Source organism: Amycolatopsis japonica (assembly GCF_000732925.1).
GTDB classification, from domain to species: domain Bacteria; phylum Actinomycetota; class Actinomycetes; order Mycobacteriales; family Pseudonocardiaceae; genus Amycolatopsis; species Amycolatopsis japonica.
This window is the reverse complement of the sequence record NZ_CP008953.1, coordinates 2,879,334-2,902,702: the sequence shown is the minus strand read 5'-3', so window position 1 is coordinate 2,902,702 and position 23,369 is coordinate 2,879,334. Positions and strand designations below refer to the sequence as shown.

The 23,369-nt window shown below is 67.1% G+C and carries 25 protein-coding genes; 18 read left to right on the top strand and 7 right to left on the bottom strand.

Going from position 1 to position 23,369, the window contains the following annotated elements:
* Positions 1–71: 71 nt before the first annotated feature.
* Positions 72–1,295, bottom strand: a complete 1,224-nt coding sequence (locus AJAP_RS13815) for an acyltransferase family protein (RefSeq protein ID WP_038511417.1) — start codon at positions 1,293–1,295, stop codon at positions 72–74.
* A gap of 107 nt (positions 1,296–1,402) precedes the next feature.
* On the opposite strand from AJAP_RS13815, the gene AJAP_RS13810 reads away from it, so the two are divergent.
* Entirely contained in the window at positions 1,403–2,080 is a 678-nt protein-coding gene (locus AJAP_RS13810) for an MBL fold metallo-hydrolase (protein WP_038511414.1), read from the top strand.
* Positions 2,081–2,295: 215 nt separating this feature from the next.
* Here the strand turns inward: AJAP_RS13810 and AJAP_RS13805 are convergent, their stop codons facing one another.
* From AJAP_RS13805 to AJAP_RS13790, 4 genes are all read right to left on the bottom strand, one after another.
* Complete coding sequence (locus AJAP_RS13805) at positions 2,296–2,700, bottom strand: type II toxin-antitoxin system VapC family toxin (protein WP_038511411.1); 405 nt, start codon at positions 2,698–2,700, stop codon at positions 2,296–2,298.
* Entirely contained in the window at positions 2,693–2,971 is a 279-nt protein-coding gene (locus tag AJAP_RS13800) for a type II toxin-antitoxin system Phd/YefM family antitoxin (protein WP_038511408.1), read from the bottom strand. Before AJAP_RS13800 ends, AJAP_RS13805 begins: the two co-directional genes overlap by 8 nt.
* Before the next feature lie 33 nt (positions 2,972–3,004).
* A complete protein-coding gene (locus AJAP_RS13795; protein WP_038511406.1) occupies positions 3,005–3,352 on the bottom strand; it encodes a hypothetical protein in 348 nt (115 codons plus the stop codon).
* A 251-nt stretch (positions 3,353–3,603) separates the two neighbouring features.
* The gene (locus tag AJAP_RS13790) at positions 3,604–4,800 is read right to left on the bottom strand and encodes a hypothetical protein (protein ID WP_228694934.1); all 1,197 of its coding nucleotides are present in this window, start codon (positions 4,798–4,800) and stop codon (positions 3,604–3,606) included.
* 176 nt (positions 4,801–4,976) lie between these two features.
* Between AJAP_RS13790 and AJAP_RS44365 the strand changes: the two genes are divergently transcribed.
* From AJAP_RS44365 to AJAP_RS13755, 8 genes are all read left to right on the top strand, one after another.
* Entirely contained in the window at positions 4,977–5,153 is a 177-nt protein-coding gene (locus tag AJAP_RS44365; RefSeq protein ID WP_167551711.1) for a hypothetical protein, read from the top strand.
* Between the two features lie 32 nt (positions 5,154–5,185).
* Positions 5,186–6,205 carry a DUF6734 family protein gene (locus AJAP_RS13785; protein WP_038511404.1) on the top strand — a complete coding sequence of 340 codons (1,020 nt, stop codon included), beginning with the start codon at positions 5,186–5,188 and terminating at the stop codon, positions 6,203–6,205.
* 79 nt (positions 6,206–6,284) lie between these two features.
* Positions 6,285–6,779, top strand: a complete 495-nt coding sequence (locus AJAP_RS13780) for an AMIN-like domain-containing (lipo)protein (protein ID WP_038511402.1) — start codon at positions 6,285–6,287, stop codon at positions 6,777–6,779.
* A 189-nt stretch (positions 6,780–6,968) separates the two neighbouring features.
* Positions 6,969–7,694: a HEAT repeat domain-containing protein gene (locus AJAP_RS13775; protein WP_038511400.1), complete on the top strand. Its 726-nt coding sequence runs from the start codon at positions 6,969–6,971 to the stop codon at positions 7,692–7,694.
* A 37-nt stretch (positions 7,695–7,731) separates the two neighbouring features.
* Positions 7,732–8,418, top strand: a complete 687-nt coding sequence (locus AJAP_RS13770) for a hypothetical protein (protein ID WP_038511397.1) — start codon at positions 7,732–7,734, stop codon at positions 8,416–8,418.
* A gap of 155 nt (positions 8,419–8,573) precedes the next feature.
* Positions 8,574–11,474 (top strand): alpha-L-fucosidase, encoded by a 2,901-nt coding sequence (locus tag AJAP_RS13765; RefSeq protein ID WP_038511396.1) that lies wholly within the window; start codon positions 8,574–8,576, stop codon positions 11,472–11,474.
* 46 nt (positions 11,475–11,520) lie between these two features.
* A complete protein-coding gene (locus AJAP_RS13760) occupies positions 11,521–12,324 on the top strand; it encodes a MerR family transcriptional regulator (protein WP_038511393.1) in 804 nt (267 codons plus the stop codon).
* Positions 12,321–13,316: a BtrH N-terminal domain-containing protein gene (locus AJAP_RS13755; RefSeq protein WP_038511390.1), complete on the top strand. Its 996-nt coding sequence runs from the start codon at positions 12,321–12,323 to the stop codon at positions 13,314–13,316. The genes AJAP_RS13760 and AJAP_RS13755 overlap by 4 nt, the downstream gene beginning before the upstream one ends.
* On the opposite strand, the gene AJAP_RS13750 is transcribed toward AJAP_RS13755, so the two are convergent.
* Both AJAP_RS13750 and AJAP_RS13745 read right to left on the bottom strand, forming a co-directional pair.
* On the bottom strand, positions 13,298–14,089 hold the full coding sequence (locus AJAP_RS13750) for a DUF1684 domain-containing protein (protein WP_038511387.1): 792 nt from the start codon (positions 14,087–14,089) through the stop codon (positions 13,298–13,300). The genes AJAP_RS13755 and AJAP_RS13750 overlap by 19 nt on opposite strands.
* 37 nt (positions 14,090–14,126) lie before the next feature.
* The gene (locus tag AJAP_RS13745; protein ID WP_038511386.1) at positions 14,127–14,468 is read right to left on the bottom strand and encodes an antibiotic biosynthesis monooxygenase family protein; all 342 of its coding nucleotides are present in this window, start codon (positions 14,466–14,468) and stop codon (positions 14,127–14,129) included.
* A 205-nt stretch (positions 14,469–14,673) separates the two neighbouring features.
* Here AJAP_RS13745 and AJAP_RS13740 point away from each other — a divergent pair, with 205 nt between their 5' ends.
* The 9 genes from AJAP_RS13740 (at position 14,674) to AJAP_RS13700 (ending at position 23,331) form a co-directional block, all read left to right on the top strand.
* Positions 14,674–15,927 carry an HNH endonuclease signature motif containing protein gene (locus AJAP_RS13740; RefSeq protein WP_038522995.1) on the top strand — a complete coding sequence of 418 codons (1,254 nt, stop codon included), beginning with the start codon at positions 14,674–14,676 and terminating at the stop codon, positions 15,925–15,927.
* 244 nt (positions 15,928–16,171) lie between these two features.
* A complete protein-coding gene (locus AJAP_RS13735) occupies positions 16,172–16,801 on the top strand; it encodes a hypothetical protein (RefSeq protein ID WP_038511383.1) in 630 nt (209 codons plus the stop codon).
* A gap of 60 nt (positions 16,802–16,861) precedes the next feature.
* Complete coding sequence (locus AJAP_RS13730) at positions 16,862–17,065, top strand: helix-hairpin-helix domain-containing protein (RefSeq protein ID WP_038511380.1); 204 nt, start codon at positions 16,862–16,864, stop codon at positions 17,063–17,065.
* 72 nt (positions 17,066–17,137) lie between these two features.
* A complete protein-coding gene (locus AJAP_RS13725) occupies positions 17,138–17,515 on the top strand; it encodes a DUF1801 domain-containing protein (protein WP_038511378.1) in 378 nt (125 codons plus the stop codon).
* A 19-nt stretch (positions 17,516–17,534) separates the two neighbouring features.
* Complete coding sequence (locus tag AJAP_RS13720) at positions 17,535–17,921, top strand: YchJ family protein (RefSeq protein ID WP_038511376.1); 387 nt, start codon at positions 17,535–17,537, stop codon at positions 17,919–17,921.
* Between the two features lie 42 nt (positions 17,922–17,963).
* Positions 17,964–19,202 carry a hypothetical protein gene (locus AJAP_RS13715; protein WP_038511373.1) on the top strand — a complete coding sequence of 413 codons (1,239 nt, stop codon included), beginning with the start codon at positions 17,964–17,966 and terminating at the stop codon, positions 19,200–19,202.
* Positions 19,203–19,327: 125 nt separating this feature from the next.
* Entirely contained in the window at positions 19,328–22,408 is a 3,081-nt protein-coding gene (locus AJAP_RS13710) for a glycosyl hydrolase 2 galactose-binding domain-containing protein (RefSeq protein WP_051972444.1), read from the top strand.
* Between the two features lie 120 nt (positions 22,409–22,528).
* Entirely contained in the window at positions 22,529–22,933 is a 405-nt protein-coding gene (locus tag AJAP_RS13705) for a helix-turn-helix transcriptional regulator (protein WP_198941864.1), read from the top strand.
* A 5-nt stretch (positions 22,934–22,938) separates the two neighbouring features.
* The gene (locus AJAP_RS13700; protein ID WP_038511371.1) at positions 22,939–23,331 is read left to right on the top strand and encodes a VOC family protein; all 393 of its coding nucleotides are present in this window, start codon (positions 22,939–22,941) and stop codon (positions 23,329–23,331) included.
* Positions 23,332–23,369: the final 38 nt, after the last annotated feature.

Sequence of the window (23,369 nt, the reverse complement as noted above, 5' to 3'; positions counted from 1 at the left end):
GTCCCTTCAGGTTTCATTCTCAGCTGCGGTCGCCGGCCCGGTCGATAGCTGCACGGGCGGCCGCTTCCATGCTACGAGGCACCACCGACAGAAACTGGTTCCGAGTCCTTGACCTGCGGTTTTCCAGGCTTATCGCGTCGATCCCGGCGAGCGGTGAGCCACCGGTGGACCGGCCGTTCCACGCCAGCGGTGATCGCCCAGCCCCCGAGGACGGCGGCGGCCAGCACGATGGGGAGCCGCAGCCAGCCGGGGACGCCGACGTTCAGCAGGGCACGGGCCAGGATGTAACCGAGTTCCTGGTGCACCAGATAAAGACCATACGAGATGCCCGCGAGCCAGGTGACAGCCGGGGCGATCCTGGCGAGACCGGGGAACCGCCAGTCCGGTCCGCGCGCGGCCAGGCACACCAGCAGCAGCATGATCGCGAACCCGATGGCCGAGGGCCAGCGCTCCGGATCGTTCGGCAGGGCCTGGTGGAACGGGAAGACCTGCAGGTCCTGGGCGGCGCAGGCGGCGAGCACGAACAGCGCGAGATGCCAGTGCGCCAGCCGTCGTTTCGCCCACAGCCAGATCGCGATGCCGATGGCGAAGACATGCACGCGGTGCAGGCCGAGGCCGTAGTAGAAGGTCTCGACGAGCTTCGGAGTGGAAACCGGGTCGAACACGACGAACCGGAGGAAGAGCGGCACCAGGATCAGCGCCCAGAGCAGCGCGACCGTGAGCCGGTGCGTACGCCACCGGCGTGGCCACAGCAGGGCCGCGGCGGTGAACGCGATGAGCTGCACCGGCAGCGTCCAGTAGGCACCGTCGAGGTAGTAGAAGAGCTCGTAACGCCAGCCCCATTCCTGGACCATGCCCAGGTTGCCGAGCAGGTCGGCGCCGGTGGGGATGTACCAGGGCGACGGGTCGGTCGGCGGGCCCTGCGGGACACCGAACAGGAACCCGGACAGGCCCGGCGGGAACGGCAGGCCGCTGAACCGGATCGTCGCGTACCGGGCGACGACGTAGGTGACGGTGACCGCCACCAGGTACGCGGGCACCAGCCGCGCGACCCGGCTCCACAGCCACCGCCCCGGGCGTCCCTTGCGCAGGCTCGCGCACACGAAGAAGGCGGAGATCACCAGAAGGATGGCCGCACCGAACTGTGCCGTTACCCGAAAGGGGTACCCCACCAGTTCCGGATGCAGAAGCGCCCCCTGATGGGTGACGTGTCCGAGCATGACCGCGAAGACGGCGACAACGCGAAGGACGTCCCAGCTGATCTTGCGCGGGGCGCGCGGCGAGGCGTCGGGCACGAGCGTCCTGTGGTTCGGATGGCGGGGCGACGCGAGCCTACGTCGTGCACCTGTGCGCCGCCTGTGCGGGTGGAACCGATTGCAGGCGAACGACTACCGTGTGCGGTGTGAACATCGTCGAGACCTACACCGGGCACGTCGACCCCGGCGGCGACGCCGCCCGTCGCACCCTGGACGCGCTCACCATCACGAAGCTGTCGGTCGGCCCGATGGACAACAACGCGTATCTGCTGGTCTGCCGCACCGAAAACGAGGCGCTGCTGATCGACGCCGCGAACGACCCGGAACGGATCTCCGACCTCATCGGCCACGGCCCCGACCGGCCCGCGCTGAGGACCGTCGTGACCACCCACCAGCACCAGGACCACTGGCAGGCCCTCGGCGCCGTCGCCGGCGCGAACGGCTCGAACACCGCCGCCCACCCCCTGGACGCCGGACCGCTGCCGATCCCGCCGGACTTCCTCGTCGAACACGGCGACACGATCAAGGTCGGGCAGATCACCCTCGAGGTGATCCACCTGCGCGGCCACACCCCCGGCTCCATCGCGCTGCTGTACCGCGACCCGAACGGACATCCGCACCTGTTCACCGGCGACTCGCTGTTCCCCGGCGGTGTCGGGAAGACGGGTTCGCCTTCGGATTTCACGTCGCTTCTGGACGATGTCGAGACGCGGATCTTCGGCGAACTGCCGGACGAGACTTGGTTCTACCCGGGGCACGGGGACGACTCGACGCTGGGTGAGCAGCGGGGTCAGCTGGCGGAGTGGCGCGAACGCGGCTGGTGAACTCGAGAGACACGCTGAACGAACTGGGTCGCCCAAGAAACCAGGCGACCCAGTTCGGCGTCTCCCACAGAGCTGTGGATGCGGTGTTGGCACACTGAGATCAAGTGCGGATTCGACTACGGCGAATAACTTGGACAACCTGAGAATCTGCCACTGGAAGTAGTTCCATCAGTTCTTACGCGGACAATCCATCGGCGGATGGGCCTGAGGGAAGTTCAGATACCAACGACCTCGACCATGGTGTCCAACCCCTTGAAGTCGTCTTCATTCCGTGTATACAGCGGCAGCTCTCGCGAAGACGCGATGGCGGCGATCATCAGGTCCATCCGCCGGGGCTTCGGATCCCGGTTCGCCGCGAGAACCAGCGCGACCAGCGTTCCATAACGGGCAGCGGCATCGCCATCGAACGGCAGAGGAGTGAAGTCGACGATCGCAGCGCCGAGCTTCTCGGTGCGCGCCGCGCGAACCGCGGGATCCTTCGCCATCGCCACCCCTTGATGAAGCTCGGCCATGGTGATCGCCGTGAGTTCCGGCATACGAGGCAAAGCCGAGGGCTCGAGCAGACCGAGGTCGATGTAGGTGCAGGTGTCGAGCACACCCGCCTCGTGACGCTCAACCACGACCGCTCTCCCACACATCGCCAGAATCGACACGATCCTCGGTACCGAAGAACTCGTCAGCTTCTTGTCGCATCTGGGCCGCCGCGACCTTGGGCAACCCTCGATGCTTCTGGACGAGCTCCTCGGCGGTCAGACGCCGCCTACGAGGTATCGGCCGCAGCTCAGCCACTTCGACACCGTTGCGAGTGACGTGGTAGACCTCGCCGGCCTCGACGGCATCCATGACGGCAGCGGAGTTGTTGCGAAACTCGCGCTGGGTGATCACCTTCATGAGAGCAAGTGTAGCCACCTGTAGCGCATTGAGCTACAGGTGGCTTGTGGTGAACTCGGTCGCGGCAGGGTCATGGATCCAGCAGACCTCCCCGGTCGCCGGTATCCCTCCCAACGTCTTGATCTCGCAGGCCAGGCGCCCGAGAATCTCGCTCTTCGACCCCGACCAGGCCACGAAGCAAGGTTCCTCGTCGACCAGATCACCAGGAACCGCGCCGCGGTCGATCAGCTCGCCGACCACGGACAGCAGCGCGGTGGTCATCTCGGTGAAGGTCGCGCCCCGGCCCGCCTTCATCTCGGCAACGACGACCACGACCGAGAGGCCGACGCACCCTTCCCGGGCGTACTTGAGCAGAGGCTGCAGATCCTCTTCATCGGACACGTTCGACTCCCTGAACCGTAGGCGCTCCAGGGAAAAGCCACCGCCACTCTAGCGGGAGTGGATATCCGAGCCGAGCGCCCCCTTCCTCAACTGTCACCCACAGTGCCGATAAGTTACGCCGCGTACTCAAAGCACCAAGGAGGTTTCGATGACGATCCACGGCGACGACGGCAAGGGCAGCGGCGGCGGCAACACCGGCAATTAGCCACCAGCGGCCGGAGCGGGCCACATCGATTCGCGGCCCGCTTCGATCAGGACTGAGGCCAGCGGAAAGCGATGCCGTATTCCTCCCGCGGGTGACAAGGTCCCAGAAACGTGTGCTCGACGACGCCTCGCCGAATCTCGAGCAGACGCCGATCACCGGCAGGAGGTCGGACCAGACGTTCGTAGTCGGTCTGCTCCGCGTACCACCAACAGGCCTCCGGCACACAGTCGTCGAACGTGATGCTGATGCTCAGACCACCTGTCACCTTGCCCTCTCCATCGACGACGCCCGGCGCGATCCCATGATGGTCGACGTCGACATTGATCCAATACCGCTCTTCGTCCGGGTCCTCTTCACAAGCGAGCGAGATGAACTCGTGCCGCTCCCCTTTACGCAGTGGTCTCGGAAAACGAAGGTCCACGATCATCGGGTCCCCCGGCTGGACACCCGGTGAAGTCTCGACATGGCAACCGAAGATCGCTTTGACGGGAATGGACGCCAGATCGTCGGTCCACCCGGTCAGAGCCCGCGCCATATAGCCACCTACTCCATCCTCGCGAGCGACGATGTTTCTCACCGTCAGCCGGCGATGGGCCGCCCGCCGTCGCATTTCCACGGCTACCAGCAGGCGTTCCAGGAACACAGGCTGCGCCCCACCCGAAGGCGTCCTGCCACCGGATGATCGAGGCTCCGACGAGGCGGCCCGAGCTATCTCCACATAAGGCCGCCAGGCTTCGCCATCGACCGCCAGTATCGCGAGATTCGTTGCCAGACAAGGGGCGAGCTTGTCGCTCACCGCCCGCCGCCAGGCCTTGTGCATCGGTGTCGTCGTGGTCGGCGGCGGATCCCCGAAGACACCGCGCACGTCTCTCAATTGACCGAAGCGGTCATCCAGCGTCGACTTCCACTGACGCTCCCCTATCCGGAACGCGGCACTCAAAGTGTTGCGGCGCCGGGACTCCGCGGTCGACCCGATCCTCGCGACCTCGTCGAGGATCAATCCCCAGACCGCGAGTGCCCGCACTTCCGGGGCGGCCGTGGTCATCGACGCCGTCGGCCGGACGAGACAACCGAGGACGGCGGCCGACTCACTCGCCGGGTCTTCGATCGCGTAACGCAGGAACCTGAGCGGTCGGCCGTCCTTACGGACCGCGAGCCAGCGCAGCGCGGCCTCGACCGCGGCGACCGGACGCGTGCCGTCAAGACACTCCCCCTCCAGCTGGATTGTCACTACGCCCTCCATGAATCACGGCGATGATCGACAATTCGCGACGCGGCAGGACAACGGCCGACGATCAGAGAGCCCACCCTCGACGACAAGAAACTCCTCCTGACCGTGAAAGATCAGAACCGGCGAAGGTTTCACCGGTCGTCGCGCCCTACGGTGTACTAGTACACCACACGCGGAGGGTTCGACAAATGGCCAAGAATGCCTCGGGCAACGAACACGAAGGAATCGTGAAGCTGATCAAAGCTTCACTTGCCGGCGTGGGCGGCCTCTATCTGGTCACCGGATCCTTCCTCGTGACGACTCTCGGCACGACAACCGTGGTCGCCGTGCTCTACCTCAGCGGTTTCCGTCGCCGGCCGTCGTAACGTTCGACCACCCCGGCCCGAACCACTCCGCGATGCCGTACTACGGATACGACCCCGGCGCAGCGGTCGCCATCGGCGGCCGCCTGCTCGCGCCCGGGATTCCCCGGCACGCCGCATATGGCGAGGTCATCGAGTCGGGTTGGCGTCCCCCAATGGTCCGCGTGGTCCGTCCGGGTGACAGGGCCGCGCACCCGATCCGCCGGGCGGTCTGGTCGTTTTGGAGTACTCCGTACCGGCGGCGGCACGGGCGACATTGGCCCAGCGACTTCTTCCACGCGCTGTCGTGGATCCTGTCGTTCCGCCTCGCGTCCCGCCTCTTTCCCACGACCGTGTTGGTGACCGACGACTGGGGATACGAACTGCTCGTCGCCCGGTTGCGGCTGCCCTTCGACGAAGTTTCGCTGTCGTTGAACGGACTCGCCGGGCAGGACCCGTCCTGGTGGGCGCTCGGGAAGTTGCACGCGTACCGGGAGCAGCGCGAACCGTTCCTGCACATCGACAACGACGTGTTCCTCTGGCCGGGTTTCCCCGCGGACGGGCTGGACGGGGAGATCGTCGCGCAGAATCCCGAGCACGCACCGGCTTCCGATGCCGGCTACTACCGGCCGACGGCCGTCGCCGCGGCGATCCGGAGCACCGGCGGCTTCCTGCCGGAGGAATTCCGCGACTACACCGGGGAAGCCGCGCTGTGCACCGGAATCGTCGGCGGCACGGCGGTTCCTCTCCTCCGTCACTACGCCGACCTCGCCGTCCGCATGGTGGAGTCGGCCGAGAATCAGGCGGCCTGGCAACGGCTCGCGCCGCTCGAGGATTACAACCTCGTTGTCGAGCAGTACCTTCTCGGCGCGCTGTGCTGGGGCGGACGCACCACCGACGTGCAGTGCGTGTTCGGTTCCCAGGAGGACGGCTACCGGGAGGACGACCGGAGATTCACGCATCTCATCGCCTCCGCGAAAAGCGATCTCCGTTATCTCAATCTACTCGCGGAGCGCGTGAAAAACCATTTCCCCGCCGACTTCGAGATCGCTCGACGACTATACGGCGATCAGTAACGATAAGGCCAAGAATGCCAACCGTCCCGGCGATCCGGGCGTCTTTCCGGAATTAGCTCTCCGGCAGGAGGTCATCACCATGGCCATCAACCTCCGGCGCGCGCTCGGAGCGCTCGCCGCCACCTCCCTCATGCTGACCGGCGCCATCGCCGCGGCCGCGCCCGCTTCCGTCGCGGCACCGGCGATCCCCACGATGACGGGGATCCGCACCGGCCAGAACACCGGGTTCGACCGGGTCGTGCTCGACCTGACCGCAGGCCCGGCACCCGCCGTCCGGTACGACCTCGTCGACGAGTTGATCGCCGACGGCTCGGGCGAGATCGTCTGGCTGACCGGGGAATTCTTCATCGCGGTCACCGCGACCCCTGCCGCCGCGCACGACGACGCCGGGAATCCCACCTATCCCGGTCCGCAGAAGTTCCGGACCCGGAATCTGCGCAACGTCATGGCGGTCGCGGTCACCGGCGACTACGAAGGCGTCTTGTCCATCGGTCTCGGCGTCCGGTCGAGGACCGCGGTCACCGTGTTCACGCTGACCTCCCCGAACCGCGTCGTCATCGACGTCCGGCATTGATCACGAGCGGGAATCCGTGAAGGCTTTTCGCAGGCCGCCGCATTTTTGGTGAGCAAAATCCTTTTCGGATTCCCGCGGTGAAAATCCCGATCTGCCCCAACGGGCGATTTTCGGAAAACCAGGTATCTGCCGCCGGGGATCGCGTTCCTTCCTTCCGTCAGCATCACCGCCGCTGCGAAGGAGAACCTCATGCCGACCCCACGCAATCCCGACACCCCGTCCTTGGGCCCGGGTGGCGACAACCTCGAAGCGGGCCCTGGCAGTTCGGGCCTGGGAAGCTTCTCGAACAGCGAAATCGGCGAACTGGTCACCCAGGCCGCCGAAACCATGGCCGCGTCCGGCGAGGACGCCGAGCGCAATTACCAGCGAAGCCTCGACCGGCTTCGCGAGCGTGCGGACGACGTCGTCCCGGCGCTCGGCGCGCAGTACGACGCCCTGTCCGAGGAGCAGTACCTCGAGCGGTGGGGCCTGGTCCAGTTGCTCACCGATCTCCGGCACGCCGCCGCCGTCCCGGCGCTCGAAAACGTGCTGCGCCAGCCGATCCCGCCGGAGCGTTCCGACGACCCCGCACACGGGATCAGCACCGTCGGCGAAGAGGTGATCATCCGCACCACCGCCGTGGAAGCGTTGGCGCGCTTGGCATCCGCCGGGGACAGCGCAGCGAAGGAGCTGCTGCTGCGGCAGGTCCGGCACGAGGTGTTCACGGTGCGGCGCGCAGCGGTCCAGGCCATCGCCGAGACCGGGGACACCGAACTCACCGCGCGGGTGCGCGAGGAGCTCGGCGGCACCGAAGACGAGCGCCTGCTGAACATCCGGCGGGTCGACGTCCGCGGTGTCCCGCAGGCCGTCGGCGGCCGGTACGTGAAGGACTCGCGGACCGACGACGTGCCACCGCCCGAGCCTCCGCGCTCCTGAACCAGAACGAATTCCTTCTACAGACAGGTGATCTCCGATGGCCACTTGCAGCTACACCGTGCCGGACAAGAACGTGACCGGGGACAATTTCTACGGCGCCTTGATCTGCAATCAGACCTACATCGACTATTTCTGGAACACCTACGGTTTCGCGGGCAACAAGGACTACTGGGACGACGGCTTCGGCTGGGAAGACGCGTGCAACACCGACAAGCCGCTGGCCCGGACGTTCAACGCGTGCTACCTCCTGACCTATTCGGCACAGGACTACCAGAACGACGCCTATTCCGGCGCGATGCTGAACTGGGCACGCCGCTACGTCCGCGACAACTGCGACGACCTCCGCTCGCTTTGCGGCGACGGCAGCGCCATCGCACGCTCGTTCAAAGGGGCGTTCGTCGACGACCGGATCGAGTTGTACCTGGGTTTCTGGTACTCCAAGGACGTTCCCGGCCGCGCCGAGACGCTGATCCACGAATCGCGCCATCAGGGCGGGAAGCCGCACAACGCGAACTTCCCGGCGGGTTCGGTGTTCGGCGCCGGCAAGAGCGGCGCCGACTCCACCTGGGGTTACGAGGGCGCCTGGATGTACGGCGCGCTCTACCTGTGGTGGTTCTACGCCCAGGGCGCCCGCACGACGTCGGCGTTGCGTGAACGGGCCCGCCAGCGCGGGAACCTCGTGATCGACAACGCCTTCGCGACCCATCCGGGCTTCAACATCTGAGTCCCGACAGGGCCCTCTCGTACTGCAGACGAGAGGGCCCTGTTCGCGAAATACCTCGGATGACTTAACGGGTGTCCCGCTCATCGGGGCTTGACCACCGCGTTTTCTGGCGCAATCATCGGATCTCTCGGTAACCATGCCCTGGATGAGAGCGGATGGTCATGAGAGTTCACCGCACTGCCTGGCTCGCTTTGGTCCTCGCCCTGCTGGCGAGCCTGCTCACCACGACCGCGGCGAGCGCGGAAGTGCATCATCCCCGCCAGAAGTGGCTGCGCGAGGCCACCGCCGGACTCTTCCTCCACTGGGGCATGTTCACCGCGCCACGCCAGACCGACTGCGCCGCTTGGGAACGCGCGGTCAACGACGGCGGCTGGAGCGCCGACTACTGGGTGGACGAAGCCCGCAAGCTCGGCGCCTCCTACATCGTGCTGGCCACCTTCCACAGCAGGCTGGGCTACGCGCGGCCATGGCCGTCGGCGATCCCGGGCAGCTGCTCCACCCGTCGCGACCTCCTCGGCGAACTCGTCAAGGCAGGCAACGCGAAGGGCGTCCGGACGATCCTCTACATGACCGACGATCCGCAGTGGCACAAGGAGACCGGTGTCGAGTCATTGGATTCCGCCGCGTACTCCGCCTACAAGGGCAAGCAGGTCGACCTCACCACTCGCCCGGGCTTCGGCGAGTACAGCTACGACCTCTTCCACGAGGTCATGGACCGCTACGCGGATCTCGCCGGGTTCTGGATCGACAACGACAACGAGTACTGGGAAAAGAACAAGCTCTACGAACAGATCCGCGAGAAACGCCCGTCCTGGTTGCTGAGCAACAACAACGAGGACACCCCGATCATGGACACGGTCAGCAACGAACAGAAGACGGGCATCACGCCGCCGTACGACTATCCGCAGGCCGCGTTCACCCCGATGCCCAGGCTCACCGAAGCCGACTACAAACTGCCGACCAACGGTGGCTGGTGGTACGACGGCACCGATCAGGCCGTCGACTTCCGGCTGTCCACCGGGCGCTACATCACCAACGCGGGTTCGTCGATGAAGTCGCTGATGGCCGAAACCCCGATGGTGAACGGGAAGTTCCCGCCACAGCAGGAGGCGTACAACAACTTCATGGCGAGCTGGGTGCCGCCGATCAAGTCCTCCCTGCAGGGCAAAGAGGGCGGCGGCTACATGTACGGAGGGATGCAACCCGGGTTCTGGAACGACGGCGCGCACGGTGTGATCACCGTCGAGCCCGGTGCCGGAACGCAGTACCTCCACGTCGTCACTCGCCCTCGTACCGACCTGCTCCGCCTGCGCGACAACGGCTACAAAGTGACCAGGGTGTCCGACGTGCGCACGGGGAAGCAGCTGCGGTTCAGCCAATCCGGCGGTCATCTGACCATTGTGGACATCAAGGACTGGGACACCTACGACACGGTGTTCAAGGTGGAGACGACCGGGCAGCGGTACTTCCACGACTCCCGCACGATCAAGGCGACCGCGTCGTCCGCGCGTGCCGGGCATCCGGCGTCGAACCTCGTCGACGGGAACTTCGAGAACTACTGGGACGCCGACGGCAAGCAGCCGGTCTCGGTGACCTTGGACCTCGGCAGGCGGCGGGCCGCGGCCTACCTCGCGGTGAATCAGCGCGAGATGTCGCCGACCCACGCGCGCGAATCGTTCGGCAGGCCGGAGGACTCGGCCCGGATCCAGGACTATCGCCTCTACGTCAGCGACGACGGACGGAACTGGGGTGAGCCGGTCCGCACCGGCGCGATGCCGAGCGCCCGCGGCGTGCAGTTCATCGACTTCGGCGAACGGCAGACCCGGTTCATCAAACTCGAGGTGCTGAACACCTGGTCGGGACCGCAGGCGAAACCCTTCTACCGGCAGTTGGCCATCGACGAGATCAAGGTGGCGTACGGCTACCCGAGTTCGGGATCGGGCGCGCAGGTTCCGCTGGAGGCCGAGGCCTTCCGCAACGATCACGACGGCCGCGCCCACCTGGGTCACTGCTCGTCCTGCTCCGGATCGTTCCAGGTCACCGGCCTCGGCGGCGGCCCGCGCAACTCCGTCACCTATCCGGACGTGATGGTCGCCGAAGCCGGAAGTCACCGGCTTCAGATCGACACCACGGGCGGGCCCGCGACGTCCGTGGCGGTGAGCGTCAACGGCGGTGCCCCCGTCGAGACCGCGATCGGCGCCGGAACGCCGGGAGTCGTGGCGTCGACGGCGATCCCCGTCGCGCTGAACGCCGGCGCCAACACGGTCAAGGTGTTCAGCAACGCACGGTCGGGGCCTGGCCTCGACCGGATCGCGATCGCTCCCCTGCCACCGTCGTCCTACACGCCGAAGACGACGCTGACCGTCGAACCCGGCGGCATCCAATGGCTCTCGCCAGGGCAGCAGTCCTTGCGGGTGACCGCGAAGCTGCGGCTCGACGCCGACGACGCGATCGGGAAGGTCTCCCTGGCACCGGTCGTCCCGGCGGGCTGGACCTTGCGGGGCGCTCCGGCGACGGCGGAGTCCATGCGCGTCGGCGACGAACTGCAAGCCTCCTGGACGCTCGTCTCCCCCGAAGGCGTCACCGCGGCCGACATCCCGGTCACCGCGTCGTTCGACCTGCTCGGACGGGCGAAATCGGTGAGCAAACCGGTCCGGGTGAGCCCACGGCCGGTGGACCGGGTCTTCATGCGCGAGGCCGAAGACTCGGCGAACGACGTCGGCGACGCGGGCGTCACGAACTGCGGCGTGTGCTCGGGTGGCCAGAAGGTGCGCAACATCGGCGGCGACCCGGGCTCGTCCGTGCGCTTCGACGGCATCACCGTGCCCGAGACCAGGCGCTACACCCTCTACCTCGACTTCACCGTCAATGGGCCGCGCTCGTACTTCGTCACGGTCAACGGCGGCACGCCGATCGAGGTCAAGGTCGACGGCGCCGGAAACAACACTCAGCTCACGACGTCTTTGCCGGTCGATCTGAAGGCGGGGGCGAACACTATCGAGCTGGGCAACGACCACGCGTCCGCCCCGGATCTCGATCGGCTGTCACTGGGGTGAGGTACCGGCTTGACCCTCTCCCCGGGAGAGGGTTCAGGCTGGTCCCATGACGACCTTGATGCCGATCGGCGTGTTCGCGCACGCCACCAGGCTGTCGGTCCGCGCGCTGCGGAACTACGACCGGATCGGGCTGCTGGTGCCCGCCGTCATCGATCCCGCCACCGGATACCGCCGGTATTCGCTCGACCAGTTCGCCCGCGCGGGTCTGATCCGGCGGCTTCGGGAGCTGGAGGTGCCGCTGGCGGAGATCGCCGAGATCCTGGACGCGGGCGACCCGCACGAGGTGCGGGCCGCGATCAAACGGCATCACGACCGGGTGGCGGCGCGGGCCGCGGAGCTCGCGGCGATCAGCGACGAACTCGACTCCGTGCTCGCCGGACCGACGCGGTGGCTGCACGTCTACGAACGCGTGCGCGCACCGCAGCAGATCGCCCGCCTGTCGATCCGGACTCCGCTGAACGGCCTGGCGGAGCTGATCGGCCCCGCGTACACACGGCTGTTCGCGGCGCTCGACGCTCAGGGGGTCAGGCCGGCCGGGCCGCCCGGAACCCGTTACCTCGCCGCGGATCCCGACGAGTTGACGATCGAACTGTTCGTACCCGTGGACGGGCCGGTGCGGGACGACCGCGACATCGGCGCCGCCGAGCTTCCCGGTGGCCTGCTCGTCGCGACGATTCACGAGGGTCGTTACGAAGACGTCGAGACCGCGTACCGATCACTCGGCCGCTGGCTCGCCGAACGCGACCGCGTCCCCGCAGGGCCCGCCGAGGAGTTGTACCTGGTGGCACCCGGGCCGTCGGTCGCGCCCGAGGCGTACCGCACCGAGATCGCCTGGCCGGTGGCCTCGTGATCCTCGACGGAATCAAGACCACGGGCGGGGAACACTGCGAGACCAGCACACTCGACGTCCTCCTGCGGCACGCCGGGTTCGAGCTTTCCGAGCCGATGCTGTTCGGACTCGGCGAAGGCCTGGGCTTCATCTACTGGGACGGAAAGAATCTGCCGTTCCCTTTCCTCGGCGGGCGTGCCAAACCCGTCGAGATCACGCGGAAGCTGACCGACCGGCTCGGGTTGGCCTTGCAGGTCAAGGAAACGTCGTCGATGCGCACGGCTTGGCGGAACGTGGCCGAGCAGATCGACGGCGGAGTGCCTGTCGGCCTGCAGCTCGACTCGTACCACTTGGAGTACTTCACCTCGAAGGTCCACTTTGGAGGGCACTTCGTCGCCTTGTACGGCTATGACGACGAGCGAGCCTTCGTCGTCGACACGGCGCAACAGGGTGGATCGGTGTCGACATCCTTGGAGAGCCTGGAACGCGCTCGCGCGGAGAAGGGCCCGATGACCGCGAAGAACCGTTCGTTCACCATCGCCGCGGATGCGCCTGTCAGGCCGCTTCCGGATGCCATCCGGGCCGCGGTGCGGGCGAACGCGGCGGAATTCCTCAACCCGCCCATCGCGAACCTCGGGTATCGCGGCATCGGCAAGGCCGCCGTCCAGGTGCGGAAATGGCTGGACCGCAGCGACGATCCGGCCCGCGATCTGCCACAGGCCGCGATCCTGATGGAACGGGCGGGCACCGGCGGCGCGCTCTTCCGGCGGATCTACCGCGACTTCCTCGAAGAGTGCACGACCCTCGTCGACGACGCCGGTCTCCTCAGCGCGTATGAGAAGTACCGCGAGATCGTTCCACTGTGGACCGAAGTCGCGCGCTTGTTCGCACAGGCAGGGGAAACCGGCGACGTCCGACCGCTGAACGACGCGTCCGCCGTCCTGTCCGAGCTGGCTCAGCGCGAACAGGAGGCGATGACAGCGCTCGCGACGGTTCAGTTTGAGCGTTCGTAGGGCAGCTTCTCCCCCGCTTCCACCGCGAACGGCAGATCGTTGCCCGCCGGCGGCAACGGGCAGGTGGCGAAATCGGTGAACGCGCACGGCAGATTCGTCGCGCGGGTGAAGTCGAGGACGACCGACCCGTCCTCGGCGGGCTCGGGGACCGCGAGCGACCGGTTCGCCGCGTAGGTGGTGACACCGCTCGTGGCGTCGGTGAACAGGATGAGCAGGCCGTCCTTCTTGCCGTTGAACGCGGTGAGCGTGTGCTCCGCGCCGTCGTGCTCGAAACGCACGATGCCCGGGGAGACGTAGACGTGACTGAGCCCTTCGACGACCGCTCCGACCGTCGTCGGCCGCGGTTCGTCGAAGGGCTCGAAGGTTCCGGAGAGCACCCAGGACTCGTCGGGCTCGTACGCCGGGACACCGCGGAAAGCGTTGAGCACCGGCGCCTTCGGGTCATGCGTCCGGATCAGATACCCGCCACGACGCGCGACCTCGATCTCGATGTCACCGGCGACGACCCGGGTGGTCGCGCCGCTGTTGACCAGCTCGAAGCGACGGACACCGGTGATGCGTTCGCCGTCGTGCGAGAGGTCCGCGCCCCGCGGGTCGAGGTACGCCGCGTCGGCGTCCTGCCACCACAACCCGGGCAGCCCCTCGTACGCGCGCGGCTTGTCCTCCAACCAGTCGAGCGAGACCAGGGCGAGCCAGCCGAGCGGATCGGCGAGATCGCGCTCGCGCTGGGTCTTCCAGTCCTGCCAGTCCCGGGTGAACGTGTCTGTGCTCATCGCCGATTCCTTCCGTGACCTTGCTCGTTCCCCCTGGTCAACGGACTGGCGGCGGCGATATTTCCCGTCCCGGTATGTGGTCGCTCGTGACACCCTCCTCGGCGGAGACCAGCTCGGCGATCGGCGCGAAGAAGGCCTTGATCCCCGGCAGGTTCGCGCCCTTCTCCCTGGACGCCGCGAAGTCCTCGGAGGAACGCCACCACACGACGTCGAGCCAGGTCTCGTCGTCGACCCGGATCAGCTGGGCGTCCAGGAAGCCCTCCCTGTCAGCCCGGAAGTCGGCGATCATCGCGGGGCGGGCCTGGAGGAGTTCGTCCGCGCGGTCGGCGGGGACCTTGAAGCGGGTCAGTTCCACTGTGGTCGTGGTGCCTGTCGTCATGATGTGGATGCTAGGCGACTGCTGTTCGCGTTCGTTCGGCTACTCGCTTTGCTCGATGTCCGCATTTAGTCGACTAAATGCGCAAGTTGGCTTCGCAGGGTGATTCGGCATTGGCGGCCGTTCACTCTTCAGGCTTGTCGATACGAGTTGGCTTGTTGCTTAAAATTACGAACACGTGTTCGATTTCTTCGGGTATTATGGAGTCGTGTCCGAGACCTTCCTCCCCGAGTTGCCGCAGGAACTGTGGCGCGCCGGCAAGCTGGAGCTTGCCCATGGCGTGCAGCACGCTTTGCAGGTGATCCGGATCGCGACCGCCTGTCTGGGCCGGTTCCTGGCGGAGATCGAGTCTCGGGGCGTCAAAGACCTGTACGGGCACGGCAGCACGGCAAGCTGGCTCGCCGAGATCGCGGGGTTGTCGCGGGGTGAGGCGGGTCCGATCGTGAAGCGGGCGATCGCGCTGAACCCGACGCGTGCGTTGGATGGCACGGAGGTTCCGCCGGTCGCTCCCGCGACCGCTGCGGTCGCTGCTCAGGGGTTGGTCGGGGATGAGCGGATCGATCAGATCCTGGAGATCCTGAAAAACCTCCCCGCCGACATTTCGGCGGAAGACCGAGCGGGAGCGGAGCAGATCCTCGGCAATCTCGCGCCGAGTGCCGGTCCCCGGCAGCTCGCCAAGGCTGAAGCGAACCTGCAGGACTTGCTCAACCCTGACGGCAAGGAACCCAAAGATCCCGAGCCGAAGGAACCGCGCCGCGAGATCACCTTGGAACGGCGCAAGGATGGGTTCTGGAAGCTCACCGGTCTTCTCGATGACGAGACCGGGGCCCGGACCGCCGCCGCGCTGGAAGCACACGCCCAGCCGCGGCCGGTGGATGAGTTCGGTCAGGCGGATCTGCGGATGAAGTGCGAACGCATGGGCGATGCCTGGGCCGACCTGCTCGATCTCGCGATCGCGTGCCCCGACCAGCCCGGCACCAGCGGCTACCGGACCCTCGTCCACGTCACCGTCGGACTCGAGGAACTCAAATCCGGCCTCGGCACCGCGTGCCTGGATTTCGTGGGGACGATGACGGCGCGGGAAGCCCGGCTCGCCGCCTGCGACTGCCTGATGGTGCCGGTCGTGATGGGTGCCTCGGGTGAACCACTGGATATGGGGCGGCTGAGACGGTTCGTCACCCCAGGCCAACGACGCGCACTCAACATCCGCGACGGCGGCTGCGCCTTCCCCGGCTGCCACCGGAAGCCGAAGAATTGCCACGCTCATCATATTGAGCACTGGGCAGACGGCGGGCCGACCGATCTCCGGAATTTAGTCCTGTTGTGTGGTTTCCATCATCGGCTGATTCACCACGGCGACTGGGAAGTACGAATGGCGGCCGACGGCCTACCGGAGTTCATCCCACCCCAATACCGGGACCCGCTCCGAAAACCCCGCCGTAACACCCTGCACCACGTCTAGGCCCCGAGGAGCCCGCCAGCCACCCAGGCGACGGCCCCTCGGCATGCCCGCAGTCGGCCACTAGGCCCAGCCGCTCACCGGCCACCCGACATCGCCGTCATCACGCCTGGAACTGTTCGGTACCGGCGAAAACCCGACGCCCCGACTGCGCCATTCGGGCGTATTGACGCACTACTTCTCGGCTCTTCCGCAAAGCCCGGAGCAAGATCGTCCATTCCGGACTTGGGAGGGAACGGAACATATCATGGTGAATCAACCGCGCGGCCCGGACGGCCGCTGGATCAAATACAAGTACGGTGCGGGCGCGCTGGTCACGACGGGAGTGGTCGTGGCCGCCACCAACGGCATCGGCGGAGGCGCCGCCACCTCCCTCGATTCCGCCGCGAGCCAAGCCCTCAAAGGCAAAATCTCCAGCAAGAAGTCCGCACAAAAGGGCCGCCATTCCGAAGCCTGGCAACGCCTGGGCTGGCGCGGGCTCAAAAAGCAAGCCAAACGGGAACTCAAATGCGGACCGCATTCCTTCGGCGAGGTCCAGCGTTTCCTCCTGCGCCACCCTTGCGTCGATCTCGACCGCATGCTGGTCACCGTCGACGACGGCGCCGGCAACACCATCGACGTCTCCGTCGCGTGGGTGAAGATGCCGAAGGCGGGCGAGGCGAGCGACCTGAAGCGGCTCATCGACAAGGACGGCACCGGCAACGTCCTCCTCTTCGGCGAAGCTCCGCCCGGTAGCCGATTCACCGGCGAGAACTACGACTCCCGACTGGCCAAGAAGCTCGTCGTGATCGCCGAAGCGGCCCCCGCGACCGGGCGGCCGAGCGAAACGACGCTGGAGACCGCGGTCGAGGTCGCCGTCGAGTTCCCCGCGCCCTGACCCGCCACCGGCGATCCACAATGGAGGCGCCCAGAACCGGCCACTGACCGAAGAGGACCCATGGACGAACAAACCGACCTGCCGTCCGGCATCGGCAAACCGGCGACGCGCGCCTTCACCGGCGCCGGCTACACCCGGCTGGAGCACTTCACCCGCGCCACCGAAGCCGAGCTCGCGAGCCTGCACGGCGTCGGCCCCAAAGCGCTCCGCATCATCCGCGAAGCCCTGGAAACGCGAGGTCAGACGTTCAAACCCACCGACTAATTTTTTTGTCTTGACAACTTGACCCTTCGGACGGTTTGCTGAGCGCAGCACACCGACCGAAGGGATCCAGTCATGGCCAAGTTCGCGAACGTCGACGACTACATCGCCGCTCTGCCCGAGAACCTGCGTGAAGTCGCCGTCGCGCTGCGGCCGATCGTCAACGCCGCCCTGCCGGGCTCCATCGAGGCGATGTACCACGCCTCCCCCACCTGGAGCGCCGGCGAAGCCGTCGGCAAGAACCTCGTCTGCCTGATGAAGGCGTACTCGTCGTACGTCACTTTCGCGCTCTGGAAGGGGCAGCTCGTCGACGACGAGTCCGGCAGGCTGGAGCCGAGCGCGCGGGAGATGGCGCACGTCAAGCTGCGCTCGGTCGGCGACATCGACGCCGACCTGTTCACCGGGTGGCTCAAGCAGGCCCGGGACCTCGAAAGCATCGCGACGGCACGATGACACAATCGGCGGCGTGCCTGTGATCACCGACGATTCCCGTTGCCCCTGCGGTCTTGGCGAGCCCTACAGCGTTTGCTGCGGCCGCTTCCACCGGGGTGACGCGACCGCGCCGACCGCCGAACTCCTGATGCGATCGCGGTTCAGCGCGTTCGCCGTCGGCGACACCGCGTACCTCACGAAGACCTGGCATCCGAAGACGCGGCCCGCCGATCTCGAACTCGACCCGGGGCAGCGCTGGACGTTCCTGGAGATCCTCGGCAAGACCGGCGGCGGACTGCTGGAGAACGAGGGCACCGTGGAGTTCCGGGCCCACTACCGCCAGGATCGCCGGGCGGACAGCATGCACGAGAACAGCCACTTCGTCCGCGTCGACGGGCAATGGCACTACGTGGCGCCTGTCCGCTAAAGCCCCACTTCGCCCAACCTTCCCGTGATAAACAAGGTGGCGATGGGAAAACTGACCCGCCGGGCGAGGGCGAAGGCCGACCACTTCGCCTACTCGGCCGCACGCGAGTGGCCCGTCGCGGCGTCCGGGGTCGGCGTCGTCCTCGGGGTGGCGACGATCCTGCCCAGTGCCTTCGGTATCGCGCTTTCCGTGCTGGCCTTGGCTTTGGGCACCACCACGTTCGTGCGGGATCTCCGGCTGCTTCGGGCGCGCTGGGCCGGGTACGAGTTCAGCGCGATCGCCGCCCCCTTCCCCACCGCCGAACTTCCGCCCCCGCCCGCCTACCCTGGGGCGGCCTACCTCTCCGTACCGGCGCGGGGAACGGCGCTGGTCAGCGACGTGATCGACGAAGCACTGACAGCGGGGAACTTCCGGATCGTCGTCGCCGAGGAGCCGTACCGCCTGCCGCCCAAGCTCAAGGCGACGGCGCCGCACGTCCTTCCCTTGCGCGCGAAGGGTCGCCTGCTGTTCAACGGCGCCATCGTCGGCATGCGCGGCGAACCGCTTCCCGCCGCAGGCGCCGCGCCCGCCCCGATCCGGCTGCATCGAGCGCGGTTCTTCGACGCCGTGTGCTCCAACGAACTGTCGACCCTGCGGATCACCAAGACCGACACCGGCGAGGAGTACGACCTCCGCCGCGAGGAACTGGCCGACTCGTCGGGCAGCCTCCGCACGCTGGCGAGCAGCGAACTGGCCGATCTGGTCGGTGTCTCGACCATCGCGTTCACCTCCGACGGCAAGCTGGTCGTGGTGCGCCAGTCCGGCCGGAACTCCGCGAGCGCGCTGCTGCTCGCGCCGTCGGGCAGCGGCTCGCTGGAACCCCAGGATCTCGATACCCCCGACGGTGGACGCCGCCGGATGCTGCACACCGCGGTGATCGCCGGGATGGAGCGGGAACTTCGCGAGGAGACCGGCCTCCTGCCCGGCGAGATCTCCTCCACCAGGCTGACCGGGTTCGCGCGCTGGATGGAACGCGGCGCGAAACCGGAGTTCCTGGGGATCACCGAACTGTCCGTGGACAGCGCCACCCTGCTGACACGTCGTACGCGCGGCGCCGAGAAGCTGTACAGCGCGGGCACGACCATGCTCGACGTCGACCTCGCCGCGCTCGGCGAGGATCTTTCCGGCGGCTCCGACCTGGCCGACGCGCCCTCGCTGCCGCCGAGGCTGCGTGACGACGCGTCCCTGCCGCTCCTGCTCTGCCTGCGCGCGGCCGCTCTCCGCCGGAGCTTCCACCGCTGACGAACCCGGTGCAAGGGTCTGTTCCCCGCGCGAAGTGACGGCTACTATCTCCCCCAACATTGTTAGGGAACTTTCTTAACGATTTCCGCCCAGGTCCGCCGCCGTGTGCCCGAGGAGGCGCGCTCGTGAGTTTTCGGCAGAAGAGAACCCGGATCCCGTTACTGGCCTTGACCGTCACCGCGCTGGCCGCCGCGGTCTGCGGGGTGACCACCGCTCCCGTCGCAACCGGCGCGGAGGTGGCCGTCCCGCCGGCCGCGGGCAACGCCACCCCGATCCCCGGTTTCGTGATCCAGTCTTCGGCGCAGGTCAGCGATGATTCGGCGGTGTCGAAGCCGGGCTTCCCCACCGCCGGCTGGTACCCGGTGTCGTCGCGTTCGACGGTCTACGCCGGACTGCTGCAGAACGGCAAGTACGCCGACCCGTTCTATTCGACGAACATGAAGAACGTCCCGACCGCGCAGTTCTCGGTGCCGTGGTGGTACCGCACGGACCTGAACGTCGAGGACACCTCGAAGCGCACGTACCTCGACTTCAGCGGCGTGCTCTCCAAGGCCGACGTCTGGGTCAACGGCACCCGGATCGCGACGAAGGACCAGGTCAACGGCGCCTACACCCGCCACGACCTGGATATCACCGAGCACGTGCGCCAGGGCGTCAACAGCGTCGCGTTCAAGGTCTACCCCAACGACCCCAACAACGACCTCTCGATGGGCTGGATCGACTGGGCGCAGACCCCGCCGGACCAGAACATGGGCATCGTGCGCGACGTCCTCGTCCGGCGCGGCGGCCCGGTCGCGCTGCGCAGCGCCCACGTCGTCCAGAAGCTGAACTCGTCGCTCGACCACGCCGACCTCACGGTGAAGGCCGACGTCCGCAACGACTCGGCGGGCGCGGTGCAGACCACCGTCGCCGGCACGGTCGCGGGCAAGCCGGTCAGCCAGACCGTCTCGCTGGCCGCGAAGGAGCGCAAGACCGTCACCTTCCCCATCGTCGGTCTCGACAAGCCCAACCTGTGGTGGCCCGCCGGAATGGGCGGACAGCACCGGTACGAACTCGACCTCACCGCGAGTGTCGGCGGCACGGCGTCGGACGCCTCGAAGTCGAAGTTCGGTGTCCGCGACGTCAAGGCGCCGCTGAACTCCAGCGGTGCGCGGCAGTACAGCGTCAACGGCAAACCGCTGCTGATCCGCGGCGGCGGCTACACGCCGGACCTGTTCCTGCGCTGGAACGAGACCGCGGCGGCCGACAAGCTCAAGTACGTGCTGAACCTCGGGCTCAACACCGTCCGGCTGGAAGGCCACATCGAGCCGGACGAGTTCTTCGACCTCGCCGACGACCTCGGCGTGCTGACCATGCCCGGCTGGGAATGCTGCGACAAGTGGGAAGGCCAGGTCAACGGCGAAGAGAAGGGCGAGCCGTGGGTCGAGTCGGACTACCCGATCGCCAAGGCGTCTATGTTCTCCGAGGCCGAGCGCCTGCGTGACCACCCGAGCGTCATCTCGTTCCACATCGGCTCCGACTTCGCGCCGGACAAGCGGATCGAGCAGGGCTACCTCGACGCGATGAAGGCCGCCGACTTCCTGCCGCCGGTCATCCCGTCCGCGTCGAAGCGGCCGTCCCCGATCACGGGTGCTTCGGGGATGAAGATGAACGGTCCGTACGACTACGTCCCGCCGGTCTACTGGTACGACAAGTCGCAAAAGGAGCGCGGCGGCGCGTGGAGCTTCAACTCCGAGACCAGCGCGGGCGTCGACATCCCGACGATGGACACGTTGAAGCGGATGATGTCGGCCGCTGAGCTGGAAACGATGTGGAAGGATCCGTCGGCCGCGCAGTACCACCGCTCGTCCTCGGAGACCTTCGGGAACCTGAAGCTGTTCGGCAACGCGCTCACCAAGCGCTATGGCGCGCCCGCGGACCTGAACGACTTCGTGCGGAAGGCGCAGCTCGCGCAGTACGAGAACGTCCGCGCCGAATTCGAGTCGCACTCGCGCAACTACACCGACTCGACCAACCCGTCGACCGGGTTGATCTACTGGATGCTCAACAGCCCGTGGACCTCGCTGCACTGGCAGCTGTTCGACGCCTACATGGACCAGAACGGCGCCTACTACGGGGCGAAGAAGGCCAACGAGCCGCTGCACATCCAGTACTCGCACGACAATCGGTCGGTCGTGGTGATCAACCAGACGTCGAACGCGGTGAGCGGGCTGACGGCGACCACGAAGCTGTACAACCTCGACGGCACCGAGAAGTACAGCAACACCAAGACCGGGCTGTCGGTCGGCGCGCTGGGCGCCAAGGCCACCGCGGTCACCGTCCCGGCGGTGAGCGGGCTGTCGAGCACCTACCTCGCGAAACTCGTGCTCACCGACTCGTCCGGCAAGGAGGTCAGCCGCAACGTGTACTGGCTCTCCACCAAGGCCGACACGCTGAACTGGGGCGGCAGCGACTGGTACTACACACCCCAGTCGGGCTACGCCGATCTGACCGGGCTGAAGAACCTCGGCCAGTCCGCCGTCAGCGCGACGGCGAAGTCGGTGGCCGGCGCCGACGGCACCACCACGACCACCGTGACGCTGAAGAACACCTCGGGCGGCAAGCTCCCGGCGTTCTACGTCGACTCGAAGGTCGTGGACGCCGCGGGCAAGCCGGTGCTGCCGGTGGAGTGGAACGACAACGCGGTGAGCCTCTGGCCGGGTGAAACGACCACGCTGACCGCGAAGTACCGCACGGCCGACCTCAAGGGCTCCAAGCCTTCGGTGCGGGTCTCGGGCTGGAACACCGGGACGCAGACCGTCCCGGCCGACGGCTCCGGCCCGAGCGACCCGGTCGATTACCAGGCCGAGGACGCCACGATCGACCAGGGCGCGGTGGAGTCCAACCACGCCGGGTTCACCGGCACCGGGTTCGTCAACTACGACAACGTGGCTGGCAGCTCGGTCGAGTGGACGGTGAACGTGCCCTCCGCCGGCACCTACGACGTCGTCGTCCGGTACGCCAACGGCACGACGGCGAACCGGCCGCTCGACTTCTCCGTCAACGGCTCGATCAGCGCGTCGGGCGTCGGCTTCGGCGGCACCGGGGCCTGGCCGAACTGGACGACGAGAACCGTCAAGGTGACCTTGGCGGCGGGAGCCAACAAGATCAAGGCCGTCGCCACCACGGCGAACGGCGGTCCCAACGTCGACAAGATCACGCTCTAGTCCGGGAGTCGCCTGAGAGGGCCCCCTTCGCCGCCCGGCGAAGGGGGCCTTTCGGCGTCCGGCGTGGGTTACGCTTTCCGGGTGACCGGCAAACCCGACCCGCGCCTGCGGGATCTCGCGATGCTGCGCCGCGTCCGCGACCGGATCGATCGCGACTACGCGCAGCCCTTGGACGTCGAAGCCCTGGCGCGCGGCGTGCACGTCTCCGCCGGGCATCTGAGCCGCGAGTTCCGGGCCGCGTACGGCGAATCGCCCTACAGCTACCTGATGACCCGCCGGATCGAGCGGGCCATGATGCTGTTGCGGCGCGGGGACATGTCGGTCACCGAGGTCTGCTTCGACGTCGGTTTCTCGTCGCTGGGCACGTTCAGCACGCGGTTCTCCGAACTGGTCGGCATCTCGCCGAGCGCGTACCGCAAGCAGGCCGCGGAAGACGGCCGGGGCATGCCCGGCTGCGTCGTCAAACAGGTCATGCGACCGATCAGGAATCGAGAAGCGACGCCGCCGCGCGCCGACCTACCTTGAGTCGTATGACCCTCTCGATTCAGGCGTCCTACCTCCCCGCAGACGATCTCGAGGCTTCGGTTTCCTTCTATCGCGACATCCTGGGCTTCGAAGTGCGGGACGAGGGCCCGCTCCACGCCACGGTCGGCCCGCCGGGGCAGCCGGGGACGTCGCTCGTGCTCCGGCCGCTCGCGGCCGAGGAGCTCACCGACGAGGAACGCGCGACGATCGCCGAACTGATGGCCAAGGGCGTCCACGGGATCATCGTGCTGTCCACGCCGGACCTGATCGACACCTTCGACCGGATCCAGGCGACGGGTGCCGACGTCGTCCAGGAACCGGTCCGGCAGTCCTACGGCGCCTTCGACTGCTCTTTCCGCGATCCGGCGGGCAATCTGGTGCGTTTCGAAGAGCGGTAGCCGGGCCTCGGTGCGCGCGCTCTGAGCCTCCCGGGTGA